The organism is Planococcus sp. TJ-201, assembly GCF_058268495.1.
On record NZ_JBZDOG010000003.1, the window covers coordinates 412,695 to 425,367 of the forward strand.

The window sequence follows — 12,673 nt, forward strand, 5'->3', positions numbered from 1 at the left end:
TGTCTGTAATATTCCCATGCTATTTTAATTGTACTTACAAAAAGCAAAGGGGATAGCAAATTGAAAAAAATAGTAGCAATCTTAAGTTTTGCACTGATTTTATTCCTAGCAACTTCGATTGACAGCTCAGCTGCATCAAATACATACACAGTAAAAAGCGGGGATACATTATATAAAATTTCAAAAACGCAAAAAGTGTCAGTCAGCAACTTGAAGATTTGGAACGGCTTAAAGTCCAACACAATTCACCCAAAACAAAAACTCCAACTAAAGAAACCTGTAGCTAAGACAGTTTCCAAAAAAAATACTCCATCCCGTTCAACAAGCGGATCGGTAGTAAAAGAATTTACGGTTAGTGCAACGGCTTATACGGCCTACTGCAAAGGATGTTCAGGGGTTACAAGAACTGGGCTTAACTTGAAAAAGAATCCGGGACTGAAAGTTATTGCGGTAGACCCGAAAGTCATTCCACTAGGAACAAAAGTCCATGTTGAGGGCTATGGTTATGCTGTCGCTGGAGATACAGGCGGCGCCATCAAAGGAAACAAAATCGATGTCTTCATTCCAACTCAAAGCAATGCACTGAAGTGGGGACGCAAGAACGTAAAAATAAAAATATTGAAGTAAGCAATTCCGGCTCATAAATTCGAGCCGGATTTTTTGTGCTTTTAATTTCTTGAAAAGCTCTAAGGGGTAGTTTTTCATCAGTGATGCGTCCGCTCTGTGATCGGATGTTCATTCTAGAGTTTATTCTGCTAAATGGAGATTCGATGGGCTAAAAGAATATAAAAGAGGGTAAATTCAAATAAATAGTCTTTTTTTGAGATTGAAGGTATAATATTTGTATAATAAATGTAGAATTATTAGGGTTAATTGAATTGGAGGCATCTGTTATGTCGGAAAAGATGATTGTGATAGGAGCCGGTCCTGGCGGCTTAGCTGCGGCTATGTTATTGGCCAGTAGAGGTTACGAAGTGGACGTTTACGAGAAACAGCCATGGATTGGCGGCAGAAATGCAGAGCTGCGTTTAGGTGATTTTACGTTTGATACGGGCCCAACCTTTTTGAGCATGCTTCATTTAGTAGAAGAGTTATTTGAAACGACTGGCCGCAATTTAAAAGATTACATGAATGCAGTTGAATTAGATCCGATGTACGAGTTGATCTTTGAAGATCAGAACCTGATTATGACACGCAACAACCAAGAAATGAAAAAACAAATCAATGAAAACTTTAAAGGCGACGGAGATGGCTACGAGCGTTTCATGAAAGAAACAGGCAAGAAACTGGAAGTATTGTCGCCTATGCTGCAATCGAAAATGGACAGTTATTTCAGCATGATTCAACCGAAAGTGTTAAGAGCTTTGCCTGAACTTGAAGTGAACAAGACTTTGTACGATGTGTTGTCTCGATACTTTAAGGATGAACGACTAAAAATGGCTTTTGCGTTCCAGTCTAAATACTTGGGGATGTCTCCATGGGAATGTCCTGGAGCTTTTTCAATCCTGTCTTATATGGAACATGCTTATGGCATTTACCACCCGATTGGCGGAGTGAACCAATTATCTCAGGCAATGGCTAAAGTTGTTGAAGAACTTGGCGGGAAGATTCATACTAGCACAGGCGTCAAAAAGCTGTGGATCGAAAACCGCAAAGTTAAAGGAGTAGACCTTGAAAACGGTGAACGGATGGCCGCAGATGAAGTCATTATAAATGGTGACTTTGCCCATGTCATGAATCATTTGGTCGAACCAGGGATTTTGAAAAAGTACACGCCGGAAAAACTGGCGAAGAAAAAATATTCCTGTTCCACATTTATGTTGTACTTAGGTCTGGATAAAAAATATGACCTTTCTCACCACACCATCATTTTTTCGAAAGATTACAAGAAGAACGTGGAAGAGATGACGAAATCGCGCATTCTTTCTGCTGACCCTTCCATCTATGTACAAAATGCGAGTGTGACAGATCCAACGCTTGCGCCTGAAGGAAAATCAGCGATTTATATTTTAGCTCCAGTGCCAAACAACTTCAGTGACATTGGATGGGAAAACGAACAGCATGCATTCCGGGAACTGGTTTTGGATATTATTGAAGAAAAATCCGAGTTTAAAAATCTGCGCGACCATATCGAAGTCGAAAAAATGCTGACGCCTATGGGATGGCAGGAAGATTACTCGGTGTACCAAGGGGCGACCTTTAACCTGGGCCATCAATTAACTCAAATGATGGTATTCCGTCCACACAATAAGTTTGAAGAGTTAGGCAATTGCTGGTTGGTTGGCGGGGGAACTCATCCTGGAAGCGGATTGCCAACGATTCTGGAATCTGCCCGCATTACAGCCAATGGTATTCTGGAACAGCATGGCAAAAAAGGAATTCCGATTCTGCCGCTTCCGGCACTGGAGGGATTTGCATGAAAATTGCTATGATTGGCGGGGGCGTCGGCGGTATGATGGGGGCCCTATATTTAACGAACATGGGCTTTGATGTGACCATTTTTGAAAAAGAGGAAAAACTTGGCGGTCGTTTGACTTTTGTGGAAAGAGATGGCTTTAAGGTCGATCAAGGACCTACCATTGTTTTGCTGCCCGAAATGTTTCAGGATTTGCTTCAACAAGCAGGGATTGCTGCTGAAGATATCGAATTATTACTGTGTGACCCACTTTATTCAATTCGTTTTCCGGACGGTACTGTGTACACGAAATATCCCGATATCGATCGTCAGTTGGAAGAAATTGAAAATGTCTTTCCGACTGAAAAAGAAGGGTTTCTTCGGTATATTTCAGAAGGACGCAAGCGGTTTGAAATCGGAAAATCTTCATTTTTAGAGCATTCATTCGTAAATAAATCCGATTTTTTTACCGCTGCGAACATAAAGAAATTAATGAAGTTAAAACCTCAGCAGTCTGTGAAAAAGCTAACGTCTAATTACTTCCGTGATGAGCGGCTTCAGTTGGCTTACTCACTGCAATCTCTGTACATTGGTGGGGATCCATTCCGTGCACCAGCCATGTATTCACTTGTTCCTTTCAGTGAACATGAACATGGCGTCTATTATTTAAAAGGCGGCTACGGCAGCCTCATTCCCGTGTTGGAAAAAGCATTGCGGTTACGGCAAAATGTCACCATCAAAACAAGCAGCCCGGTTAAGCAGATTGTGACAGAAGACGGAAAAGCTAAAGCAATCGAAACAGCAGACGGCTATGAAGAGTTTGATGCTATCGTCTATAACGGTGATTTCCCTGGCATTGAAAAAGTACTGCCTGAACAGAAGAAGAAAAGCTACACAGCTTCTTCCGGATGTGTGTTATTGTATTTTGGCTTAAACAAAGTGTTTGAAGAAGGAAATGTCCATCAATTCTTCATCGGGGATAGCTACGAAGACCATATGGATGATGTATTTGTGAAAAAGCGGAAAACAGAAAATCCAGCCATTTATACCTTCCATCCGTCGAAGATAGATGATTCATTGGCTCCTGAAGGAAAAGGCGTCCTGTATGTATTGGTTCCTGTGCCTTCAGGGACGGATATTGATTGGGCAAGTGACACAGCTTGGATCGAAAAAATCATTGACCGTATGGAAGAGTTGGCTTTCCCGAATTTCCGGGAAGCAGTTGAATGGATGGAAGTCCGGACGCCGACCGAAGCCGAAGCTTTTGGCCTATTTAAAGGCGGCAGTTTTGGAATCGGTCCAACCTTGTTCCAGTCGGGTGTTTTCCGTCCTCAAGTCAAACCTTATAAAACGGATCGCTTGTATGCAGTTGGCGCTTCTGTCCATCCCGGAGGAGGCATTCCAATTGTCATGCAAGGTGCAAAGCTGCTGGCAGAGCAAATCCAAGGCGATTTTGCAAAGGAAAGGAGCAATGCATGATGAATTTAAAAGATGCTTATACCTCCTGTGAACAAGTTATCGCTGTAAATTCAAAAAGTTTTTACAAAGCATTTTCCTTGTTGCCGAAGGAAAAACGCAAAGCCGTTTGGGCTGTTTACACGTTTTGCCGGACAGTAGATGACATTGTGGATGAAGGGCAGAATTCCAAAGAAGAACTTGAACAATTCAAAATTGAATTCGAAAAATTTCTAACTGGCATTTATGATACTGAAAATCCGATGTGGGTAGCTTTAGCGCATGTTTTCGAAAACTACAAGATGGATGTCGAAGCCTTCTCTGGCCTGATTACCGGTCAGGAAATGGATTTGACCATCAACCGGTATCGAACGATGGAAGAGCTGTTGAATTACAGTTACCATGTCGCGAGTACTGTTGGACTGATGCTGCTGCCGATTTTGGCGCCAGGCAAGACTGGTGCTCTAAAGGAAGGCGCGATTTCACTTGGATACGCGATGCAAATCACGAATATTCTCCGTGATATCGGTGAAGACCTGAAAATGGGTCGAATTTATTTGCCAGAAGAAATCATGGGAAAATATGAACTGTGCGAAGAAGAGCTGCGCTCCGGCGTGGTAACCCCGCAATTTATCGCAGTGTGGGAAGAACTGGCGGAAAAAGCCGAATTTCATTACAAAAAAGCGTTCGAAACGATACAGGATTATCCATTATCTTCGAGAGTTCCTGTAAAAGGCGCCGCATTAGTTTACCGGGAAATTCTCGTCACCATCCGTTCCAAGCAATACAATGTCTTCCGGGAAAAACATTACGTCCCGGAAGAATCAAAACAAGCAATACTCGCTTGTTTGTAACAAGAAAAGCGTAAGCGCCCGTGTAGCTCTGCCGGGCATAAGACAGACCGGCGAAGCGGCGTTCTTTGCCGCACAGTCGGGCTGGCTTATGACCCAAAGAGCTGGGCGCTGAAGCCTGGACAATAAAGAAAAGCGTAAGCGCCCGTGTAGATTCGACGGGCATAAGACGCACTGGCGAAGCGGCGTTTCTTCAGCCGCACAGCCAGAGTGGCTTATGACCCTAGAATCTGGGCGCTTCCAATAACTGCAAAAGACACCGCCATCATACTGATGGCGGTGTCTTTTTGGCTTTCGCAATGATGTTATTCGCTACATTCAAACCGCTTAAGACGACCATGGGCGACCCGCCGCCAGGGTGAGTGCTGCCGCCGACAAAAAACAAATTGCGAATATCACGGCTGGCATTTGGCGGCCGCAGGAAGGCATCTTTTGGCCGATTGGAGGAAGGGCCATAAAGAGCGCCGCGGAAGGAACCGAATTTGTCACGGATAAACGATGGTGTAAAAATTTTTTCTTCTGCTAAATAGCTGCGAATATCGACCCCGTAGCTCAAGAGAAAGTCATAAATTCGTTCTTTATAAGCTTCCGGTTCAATTTGCAGGTGTCCTTCTTTGGTCAATGCGGGTGCGTTAACTAAAATAAACAAGTTGTCGCCATCTGGTGAAACCGAAGGATCAGTGAAGGACGAGTTGCTGATGTAAACGGTTGGCTCATTGCTATAGAGTGAAGCGTCAAATAAATCACGAAACTCCTGACGGTAGTCCGATGAGAAAAAAACATTGTGGTGCTTGAGCATCTCAAGCCTTCGAGTCAACCCAACAGTGATGACAAAAGCTGAAATGGAGGGTTCAAAAGCATCCACCTTCGCATCGTTCAGTGAGGGACGTTCAGATTCTTCGACCAATGCTGGGAAAGCTGATAACAAATCTCCATTCAAAATGACGAGATCCGCTGCGATTTGTGTCCCATCTTGAAGCTCGACGCCTTGTGCTTTTCCGCCATCTGTCAGGATTTTTTTAACTTCTGTATTGGTATGCAACCGAGCACCGCATTTTCTCGCTACAGCAGCAAAAGCGTTAGCGATGCCTGTATTGCCGCCGTTGGTGTAATAGACACCTTCTACCAATTCCAGGTAAGCAATCATGGAAAATGTCGCCGGTGCTTTGTAGGGTGAAGAGCCAATATACGTGGCATATCGATCGAATGCTTGAACAAGCAAAGGATTTTTGAAATAGCGCTGAAAAAAATGGTGCATTGATTCTGCTGGACGCACTTGAAGAAGTGCAAATCCAAGAGAGGGTGACAGATAGTCTCTCCAGGACTGAAATGTTACCGGAAAAAAATACCGTTCTGAATAACGATACAAGCGGCTGATTTCTTTGATAAATGCCGGGTAGTTAGCGGCGGCAGCCGGATCAAGAATTTTGAGTTGTTGAATCATTTGTTCTTGGTCGTTGGTAAAGTCGAATCGACTGCCGTCTGAAAAGTGATTGCGGGTATGGGCTTGTAACGGAATGAAATCCAAGTAATCTTTTGGATGTTCACCTGTCTGTGAAATGACTGTATTGAAGACAGCTGGCATCGTGATGGTATTGGGTCCAAAGTCAAAACGGTAGCTTCCCAGCTCGACAGGCATTAATTTGCCGCCCAAGTGGCTATTTTTTTCAAAGAGTTCTACATCGAATCCAGCGTGGGCGAGCGTCACTGCTGCAGCAAGTCCACCCAATCCACCACCGACTATGACAATTTTTTTCATGAGTAATGCCTTCCTTTCCACGAATACGGCTGTTTTTTAAAGGATTTGCGCATTGATTCCACCAACACAGCAAGCATGGCAAGTGCCTGAAGGGGGATAAGAAAAGACAGGTACCAGCGCTGATTGGTCACCATGTCCACATACCAGCGCTGCGCAACTGTCAGTGCGTACGGAAGAACCCACCAGTAAAGTCCGCTGAACAAGCCGTAAATCGCTAGGAAAGGCGGCAAAATGTAAAAGAAGGAATAAAATAAGATCAGAATTGCTGCTATCACGGGTGATCTGCCAATTCCGGCATAGCTGTTTTTTAGAAAACCTTCCCATACGTCAGCATTGGTCGTATACATACGACATTTTACGGACATTGTAATGTTTGCCAGCACTACTTTAAAGCCGTGCGCTTTTACTTCGCGAGCAATATGGACATCCTCGACCAGTGAAGTTGAGACAACTGCGTGTCCACCTATTTGTTCATAGCTGTCTTTTTCAAACATCATCCACATGCCATTGGCTGCCGTAGCCGCTTTAAATTTGGTGTAGTTGGCCAATGCGAGAGGCAGATGGAATAAAATCACGAAATGCAGCATTGGGACAAGAAGTTTACTGAGAAAAGGCGCAACATCAAAAGCAGGAAAGCCGGTCAACAGCTGAGCATTTTTTCGCTGCAGCAACGACAGCGACTGTTCAATCGCTTTTGGCCGGAAGCGGACATCTGCATCCACAAACAGCAAATACTCACCGGAAGCGGCTTGTTGCAGCTGATGGCAGGCATGTACTTTGCCAACCCAGCCATCCGGGAGTTGAGCGCCCTGCAGGATAGTAAAACGGGGATCTGCGGCAATCTCCCTTTCCAGTTCAGCTTGAGTTCCGTCCGTCGACTGATCATTTAAAATAATAAATTCTGTATTGCCGTAAGAGGAGTTTTTTAAGGATTTTACTAGAACTTCGACATTGCGTTCTTCATTTCTCATCGGCACCAGAACGGATACCAGAGGTTCAGTTGAGAATTGTACTTGCTTAGGCAAGGCTGGAAGAAACAGGCGGTTAAGGATGATCCAGGCGAGAAACAGCAGGTGGATTCCGATATAGGTGGCCATAATCATGTTCTCCTTTTTCCAAGCGGCTGAAACGCTTCGCTGTCTTCACGGATTACTGTACTTTTCAAGGAATCGAGCTGTTCGATGCAAAGTTTTTGAAGAAAGAGTGTTTTTTCTTTACGGGTCATGTGTTTGATTGTATCGGTAGCTATCGCCTGGTGTTGGCGAACCCAGATTTCCGGTTTTTGCTGGTGGCCGAACGAATAATAAAAGCTGAGTGGCACAACAGGCACTTCCGGGCAATGTTCCATCAAGTAAGCGACGCCTGTCTGAAAAGTCAGGGGCCTTGTTTCAAGATGGAATTCATCTCCTTGAGGGAACAGCACAACAGACTTTCCTTGTTTTAGCAAGGCTTCTGCATACTGGAGAGAAGTTAAAATTTCTTTCGGTTTTTTGCGGTTGATGGAAAATGCACCTAAATAGCGGAAATAACGATGCTTTTGGAGTCCTTCTTCGTGCATCATCATATGGATATCATGCCGCCAGACTGTGCGGTTCAGATAGAAAAACAGCAGACCGTCCCACCAAGAACTGTGATTAGCAATAAATAATACCGGCTTCTCAGGAATGGGTTCTACACCTTGCCCGAGCAACCGTGAAAAAGATGTACGGATGAGCGGCGTCAAGTACATATTAAAACCAGTTTCAAACAGCGCAGATTTTTTGGCATTGATCATACAGGTCGCCTCTTCCATGCTACTAAAACAATCAAAGCAGTTAAACTAGTGGTTAAGAAAGCAGCCAGCCATAATCCACCGATTGCTCCAAGCATAATGAACATGGCAATCATCAAGACATACAGAAGAACCATCCGTTTTTCAGGCAATTCAGATGCCATAACCATAGATTTCTTTTTCATCAGCATATCGATTATCAGATGAAGGACAAATGCCACAATGAACCAGCCGGAAAAATTAGTCCACGGTATATCATAGTAAAGTCCGGTATCTTCCCAAATCCAATACTTTTTGATTTGAAAGGCTACAGGATCAATAATCAAATCAATGATGACCGCCCCGATGCCTCCAACTGCTGCATACAATAAACCGCCGCCAGGCACAATCCAACGTGCCACAACGTGTGTCGTAGCCATGACCATTAACCAGGCAAAACCAATGGCAATTGGTACGCCGAAAAGATTCGGTGCAAAGCGGTCTGTATAGTCATAGGACCCAAACAGGAAGCCGCTGTCTGCACCTGCCCACTCCACAATAAACGTGGAAAAGAAAATAACAATGCCTAGAGCCGAACCGCTAATAGCGCCAAAACGCTTTATGAAATATAAAAAGCCGAGTGTACCGGCCAGCATCAGAAAGAATGCATTTGCCCATTCCAGCCAGGAAGGCAGAAGGTCAAAGCCAAGCAAAATGACACCACATATGTACCAAAAAATAAAAAGCTTAAAAATTCGATTTTCCCACACCCTGAACAGCCCCTCAATAAAATTGACTTATACAAAGATTATACAGGAGTAGGATCGAAATATGAAAACCATAGCCGTCGGGAAAGCAGAATCTATGTAGTTAAAGTCGAAACAATACTCTGCAGCGTTTTGATTTTGCGAAATGAGGGCATAAAATCGTATATCTCTATGCATTCATATAATATTTTTGCATACTCTGCGGCCATAATTTTTAGGAAATAGCGTGTTTATTTAGATAAAAGTAATAATTTTAATAAATTTTTTTGAGTTAAATTCTAACCCTAATGCCTTCTATAGCAAGCTCTCAGCTTGTTATTCTGTTTATCTGATAATATTGTCAGTGTTGAATTTTCTGTAAACTGTTGCAGGGTTTCCTGCATAATAGTATACTTTAGAAGAGTAAACGAGTGTGTTCTTCATGTGGAGGCGTTAAATGTGCAGGATTTACTGCGGAGTGTGTCTAATTCTTATTCGGAATTTAGTTCCGGGCAAAAAAAAGTTGGTGACTTGTTTTTTAAAGAACCTATTTTTTTAGCGTTTTCTTCTGCTCTCGAAGTGGGCAGAAGAGTCAATGTTAGTGAGTCAACGGTGATTCGGTGGACACAAAAGCTTGGTTACACAGGGTACACTGAATTCCAACAGGTCGTGCAGCGAAAATTGGCTGAAGAACGCATCGAAAAGGCAGAGCAAAAAATACCAGAACCTGTCGCAGATCAGTCTTTTTTAGAAAATCTTCTTGACGCGGACATCTCGAGCATTGTGAAACTGAAAGAAACCATCAAAGAAGACGAACTTCTTCGAGTGGTCGACAGCATTAGTCTGGCGGATCGGATTTATGTAACAGGAAATTTTTTCGATTATGGTATCGCGCATTGGTTTTCCAACTGGCTGAATATGGCACTTGATCATACGGAGATGATGTATTCATCAACCGGAGAGTACTACACCCAACTTTCTAAAATGGGTAAAGGAGATTTGGTTATTGCTTTCGTGTTCCCACGTTATACCAGGGCAGTCATCGATACATTAAAAAGCGCCAAATCACAAGGTGCAGATATCGTAGTTTTGACAGATTCGGCAGATTCTCCAGCTCTTGCTTATGCCGATCACGTTCTAAAGGTATCTGTGAATACGAACCTAAACATTGATTCCTATACTTCTGTACATGCACTTTTGACTTCAATTATGCGATTTGTCTACGTGAAAGAACAAGAAAAAATAAACGGCAACTTGGCAAAAATTGAAGCGCTCTACAAAGAGCGGAATATCTTTATGTAATCACGCTCAATTACTGGGAACTTCCAAAACGTCTCGACGATTTGGTCAATTATAAACGAAAAGGGGAGAGAAAGATGAAAAAGAATTTATCATTTTTAACCGTAGTTTTTTCCGCAGGAATGTTATTGGCAGCTTGCGGTGGGGACGACTCAACCAGTTCGGAAGAAGGATCAAGTACAGAGGGCGACAACAGTGATTTGAATTTGCTGGAAGAAGGAATGTTTACAACTGCATCAAGTGGACTTTACAAGCCGTTTAATTTTGAAGAAGGCGGCAACTTGACTGGATTTGATATTGATATTGGCAATGCACTTGCAGAAGAAATGGGTCTGGAACCAAACCCAGTGACAACGCCATTTGAAACGATCATCCAAGGATTAACGACAAATCGTTACGATGCGATTTTGGGATCCATGGCCATTACTGAAGAGCGTGCAGAGCAAGTCGCATTTTCTGATCCTTATTACTATTCAGGCGGTGTTATTTTCGTACGTTCCGGAAATACGGAAATTACTTCAGAAGCTGATCTTGAAGGCGCAACAATTGGTGTTGTTGGACAAAGTACGTATGACACAGCTGCGCAAAACTATACAGATGATATTCAATACTACAGCAGTGATGTAGTGGCATTGCAGGATTTAGAAGTTGAAGGACGTTTGGACGCAGTTATCACAGCGGATGTAGTAGGATTCGAAGCGCAAAATGCTGGAATTGAAATCGAAATGATTGGCGATCCATTATGGATCGAACAAGCTGCTGTTGCTGTACGACAGGAAGATGAGGCTTTGCTGGAAGCGATAAATGAAGCTTTAGCTGCGATTGTTGAAAATGGCACATACGATGAAATTTCTCAGGAATGGTTCGGACGTAACCTCCTCGATGTAGATCTTGAAGGAATTGAAATTCTCAACTAAACAAGCTGAGAACGGGAGGAGTGGCGTTTATGCCAGAGATATTTGCAACAGTTTACGATGTATTTATGCGAACATACCCTGGATTTTTAGAAGCCACTGTCGTTACACTGCAATTGACAGCGATTGGTGTTATTTTGGGAACAGTTATCGGGTTGGTCTTTGCACTGATGAAAATTTCAGGATCGAAAATCTTACAGGCTATTGCCAATATTTACATCACAATCATTCGTGGTACACCACTGATTGTGCAAATCATGTTTTTATATTTCGGGATTGTTGAAATTTATACCATGTCCAATTTTTGGGCAGGAGCTATAGCACTGGGTATTCACAACGGTGCCTATATTGCAGAGATTTTCCGCGGCTCGATTCAAGGGGTTGATCCAGGGCAGCGTGAGGCCAGTATGTCGCTTGGGATGGGACGTCGCCAGACCATGAGCCGAATCGTCTTTCCGCAGGCTTTGCGCCGTTCGATTCCGCCGCTGGGCAACCAGTTTATCATTACATTGAAAGATTCTTCACTTGTCTATATTATCGGTGTAGCAGAAATCTTCTCACTCGGAAATCGGGAAGCTGCGCAATCGTACCAGCCATTTGAGTCTTTCTTGGTCGTTGCACTTTACTACCTGGTGCTCGTCATGATTTTCACATTCTTGTTGCGTTTGTATGAAAACAAACTCGATGTCGATAAAGCCTAAGGAGGGCCTAACATGATTATTGGAGAAAACATTCATAAATCCTTTGGTGACCTCGAGGTGTTGAAAGGCGTAGATCTTCACGTCAAACCCCAGGAAGTTGTGGTTCTTGTCGGAGTCAGTGGCTCCGGGAAAAGCACACTCCTCAGGTGCTTCAACTTTCTTGAAATGATTAATGATGGCAAAATCACCATCGACGGCCATACCGTCGATCCGAAAAAGGATAATTTAACAAAAATCCGCGCTGAAGTTGGTATGGTGTTCCAGCACTTTAACCTTTTTCCTCATAAAACAGTATTGGAAAATGTAATAGAAGCACCCGTTACTGTAAAAAAGATGAAAAAAGAAGAGGCTAAAAAACTGGGAATGGAATTGTTGAAAAAGGTAGGCTTGGAAGAAAAAGCAGATGTTTACCCGAGCAAGCTATCTGGTGGGCAAAAACAACGCGTTGCAATTGCCCGGTCACTTGCCATGCAGCCGAAGGTCATGCTGTTTGATGAACCAACGTCAGCACTTGATCCAGAGCTTGTGGGAGAAGTTCTCCAGGTCATGAAGCAACTAGCTGAAGAAGGTATGACCATGGTCGTTGTTACCCATGAAATGAAGTTCGCGAAAGAAGTGGCGGATCGCATCATCATGATTGACGAAGGAACGATTATTGAATCAGCAGATCCAAAGAATTTCTTTGAAAATCCACAAAATGAGCGGACAAAGCAATTTATTCAGCTAGTTGAGTAACGAATTGGGTAATGGGCTTAAAATACTAAGCGGATAAGGGGGAGTCAGTTCAAATGAACTGATTCCTT

Annotated in this window: 12 protein-coding genes; 8 read left to right on the plus strand and 4 right to left on the minus strand. The window is 43.3% G+C overall.

What is annotated here, in order from left to right; all coding sequences use genetic code 11:
- Positions 1–60 precede the first annotated feature (60 nt).
- From AC4EG4_RS10350 to AC4EG4_RS10365, 4 genes are all read left to right on the plus strand, one after another.
- Entirely contained in the window at positions 61–627 is a 567-nt protein-coding gene (locus tag AC4EG4_RS10350) for a 3D domain-containing protein (RefSeq protein ID WP_490987759.1), read from the plus strand.
- 266 nt (positions 628–893) lie between these two features.
- The gene (locus AC4EG4_RS10355; RefSeq protein WP_490977124.1) at positions 894–2,420 is read left to right on the plus strand and encodes a phytoene desaturase family protein; all 1,527 of its coding nucleotides are present in this window, start codon (positions 894–896) and stop codon (positions 2,418–2,420) included.
- Positions 2,417–3,874: a phytoene desaturase family protein gene (locus AC4EG4_RS10360; RefSeq protein WP_490987760.1), complete on the plus strand. Its 1,458-nt coding sequence runs from the start codon at positions 2,417–2,419 to the stop codon at positions 3,872–3,874. The genes AC4EG4_RS10355 and AC4EG4_RS10360 overlap by 4 nt, the downstream gene beginning before the upstream one ends.
- On the plus strand, positions 3,871–4,704 hold the full coding sequence (locus AC4EG4_RS10365; protein ID WP_490987761.1) for a phytoene/squalene synthase family protein: 834 nt from the start codon (positions 3,871–3,873) through the stop codon (positions 4,702–4,704). Before AC4EG4_RS10360 ends, AC4EG4_RS10365 begins: the two co-directional genes overlap by 4 nt.
- Before the next feature lie 262 nt (positions 4,705–4,966).
- Here the strand turns inward: AC4EG4_RS10365 and AC4EG4_RS10370 are convergent, their stop codons facing one another.
- Genes AC4EG4_RS10370 through AC4EG4_RS10385 form a run of 4 tightly spaced genes read right to left on the minus strand, consistent with a single transcriptional unit; the run spans position 4,967 to position 8,980 of the window.
- Complete coding sequence (locus tag AC4EG4_RS10370; RefSeq protein WP_490987762.1) at positions 4,967–6,460, minus strand: phytoene desaturase family protein; 1,494 nt, start codon at positions 6,458–6,460, stop codon at positions 4,967–4,969.
- Positions 6,457–7,557 carry a glycosyltransferase family 2 protein gene (locus AC4EG4_RS10375; RefSeq protein WP_490987763.1) on the minus strand — a complete coding sequence of 367 codons (1,101 nt, stop codon included), beginning with the start codon at positions 7,555–7,557 and terminating at the stop codon, positions 6,457–6,459. The genes AC4EG4_RS10370 and AC4EG4_RS10375 overlap by 4 nt, the downstream gene beginning before the upstream one ends.
- 2 nt (positions 7,558–7,559) lie before the next feature.
- Positions 7,560–8,234: a lysophospholipid acyltransferase family protein gene (locus tag AC4EG4_RS10380; protein ID WP_490977129.1), complete on the minus strand. Its 675-nt coding sequence runs from the start codon at positions 8,232–8,234 to the stop codon at positions 7,560–7,562.
- Positions 8,231–8,980, minus strand: a complete 750-nt coding sequence (locus AC4EG4_RS10385) for a carotenoid biosynthesis protein (RefSeq protein WP_490987764.1) — start codon at positions 8,978–8,980, stop codon at positions 8,231–8,233. Before AC4EG4_RS10385 ends, AC4EG4_RS10380 begins: the two co-directional genes overlap by 4 nt.
- Before the next feature lie 435 nt (positions 8,981–9,415).
- Between AC4EG4_RS10385 and AC4EG4_RS10390 the strand changes: the two genes are divergently transcribed.
- From AC4EG4_RS10390 to AC4EG4_RS10405, 4 genes are all read left to right on the plus strand, one after another.
- A complete protein-coding gene (locus AC4EG4_RS10390) occupies positions 9,416–10,258 on the plus strand; it encodes a MurR/RpiR family transcriptional regulator (RefSeq protein WP_490977131.1) in 843 nt (280 codons plus the stop codon).
- 74 nt (positions 10,259–10,332) lie between these two features.
- The gene (locus AC4EG4_RS10395; RefSeq protein WP_490977132.1) at positions 10,333–11,172 is read left to right on the plus strand and encodes a transporter substrate-binding domain-containing protein; all 840 of its coding nucleotides are present in this window, start codon (positions 10,333–10,335) and stop codon (positions 11,170–11,172) included.
- A 29-nt stretch (positions 11,173–11,201) separates the two neighbouring features.
- Positions 11,202–11,870, plus strand: a complete 669-nt coding sequence (locus AC4EG4_RS10400; protein ID WP_490977133.1) for an amino acid ABC transporter permease — start codon at positions 11,202–11,204, stop codon at positions 11,868–11,870.
- Positions 11,871–11,882: 12 nt separating this feature from the next.
- Positions 11,883–12,605: an amino acid ABC transporter ATP-binding protein gene (locus tag AC4EG4_RS10405; protein ID WP_490977134.1), complete on the plus strand. Its 723-nt coding sequence runs from the start codon at positions 11,883–11,885 to the stop codon at positions 12,603–12,605.
- Positions 12,606–12,673: the final 68 nt, after the last annotated feature.

Excerpts from the sequence above, each read along its gene's own strand:
- AC4EG4_RS10355 (WP_490977124.1), top strand. The coding sequence starts at position 894 with ATGTCGGAAAAGATGATTGTGATAGGAGCCGGTCCTGGCGGCTTAGCT.
- AC4EG4_RS10360 (WP_490987760.1), top strand. The coding sequence starts at position 2,417 with ATGAAAATTGCTATGATTGGCGGGGGCGTCGGCGGTATGATGGGGGCC.
- AC4EG4_RS10365 (WP_490987761.1), top strand. The coding sequence starts at position 3,871 with ATGATGAATTTAAAAGATGCTTATACCTCCTGTGAACAAGTTATCGCT.
- AC4EG4_RS10370 (WP_490987762.1), bottom strand. The coding sequence starts at position 6,460 with ATGAAAAAAATTGTCATAGTCGGTGGTGGATTGGGTGGACTTGCTGCA.
- AC4EG4_RS10375 (WP_490987763.1), bottom strand. The coding sequence starts at position 7,557 with ATGGCCACCTATATCGGAATCCACCTGCTGTTTCTCGCCTGGATCATC.
- AC4EG4_RS10380 (WP_490977129.1), bottom strand. The coding sequence starts at position 8,234 with ATGATCAATGCCAAAAAATCTGCGCTGTTTGAAACTGGTTTTAATATG.
- AC4EG4_RS10395 (WP_490977132.1), top strand. The coding sequence starts at position 10,333 with ATGAAAAAGAATTTATCATTTTTAACCGTAGTTTTTTCCGCAGGAATG.
- AC4EG4_RS10400 (WP_490977133.1), top strand. The coding sequence starts at position 11,202 with ATGCCAGAGATATTTGCAACAGTTTACGATGTATTTATGCGAACATAC.
- AC4EG4_RS10405 (WP_490977134.1), top strand. The coding sequence starts at position 11,883 with ATGATTATTGGAGAAAACATTCATAAATCCTTTGGTGACCTCGAGGTG.